The sequence below is a fragment of the Pseudoalteromonas sp. SG44-1 genome (assembly GCF_014164315.1).
GTDB classification, from domain to species: domain Bacteria; phylum Pseudomonadota; class Gammaproteobacteria; order Enterobacterales; family Alteromonadaceae; genus Pseudoalteromonas; species Pseudoalteromonas rhizosphaerae.
This window is the reverse complement of sequence record NZ_JACJEW010000331.1, coordinates 1-215: the sequence shown is the minus strand read 5'-3', so window position 1 is coordinate 215 and position 215 is coordinate 1. Positions and strand designations below refer to the sequence as shown.

The window sequence follows — 215 nt, the reverse complement described above, 5'->3', positions numbered from 1 at the left end:
ATAGCCAACGCCTATCAGCTAACAGTGGATTTAGATCATTGGATCCGCCGTAGGATAAGAATGTGCTACTGGCGACAGTGGCGTAAACCTCGCACCAAAGTACGCAGTTTAATGAAATTGGGGGTCAGTGAGAGACTAGCCATAGCATGTGGTATCACCAGCAAGGGGCCTTGTCGAAGCTCAAAAACAAAAGGAATTAACATTGCGCTAGGCAA

At 47.0% G+C, this 215-nt stretch carries 1 protein-coding gene; it reads left to right on the top strand.

Going from position 1 to position 215, the window contains the following annotated elements; genetic code table 11:
- On the top strand, positions 1-215 hold a 215-nt coding region (locus H5187_RS24330; RefSeq protein ID WP_310737486.1), incomplete at both ends, for a group II intron maturase-specific domain-containing protein.